This is a genomic window from Rhizobium ecuadorense (genome assembly GCF_001187535.1).
Classification (GTDB): domain Bacteria; phylum Pseudomonadota; class Alphaproteobacteria; order Rhizobiales; family Rhizobiaceae; genus Rhizobium; species Rhizobium ecuadorense.
This window is the reverse complement of record NZ_LFIO01001539.1, coordinates 1-380: the sequence shown is the minus strand read 5'-3', so window position 1 is coordinate 380 and position 380 is coordinate 1. Positions and strand designations below refer to the sequence as shown.

Sequence of the window (380 nt, the reverse complement as noted above, 5' to 3'; positions counted from 1 at the left end):
GCGGGCATTGGCCTTGGTGCCGGTGTCCATCGGCGGTTCCGCGAACTCGCTGGTCGCGGCGATGCAATATATATCTGCTCCACTCGCCATGATCTTAAACTGCCGCTGCTGTGCGAATTTGAGGAAGAGCATAGCCATGCCCCGCGGCACCTCCTGCACGAACCATGCGAGGCAAGGCTCCGCGACTTGGTTCATGGTGCGACCGGCTTGGTACTCGTTGACGATGAGGCTTCGACAGGTAAGACATTTGCCAACATCTTCGCTGCCCTTCCCGCAAAAATTCGTTTGAAGCTGAAGCACACAGTCCTACTTACGCTTACCGACTGGTCAGAAGGCGCTGCCCGCGCGGAGATCACGGGAACAGTCAGTGAGGCTACTAT

1 protein-coding gene is annotated in these 380 nt (G+C 57.4%); it reads left to right on the top strand.

What is annotated here, in order from left to right; all coding sequences use genetic code 11:
- Positions 1-6: 6 nt before the first annotated feature.
- The coding region (locus AF337_RS41195; protein ID WP_193393679.1) for a phosphoribosyltransferase domain-containing protein at positions 7-380 on the top strand (374 nt) is incomplete at its 3' end.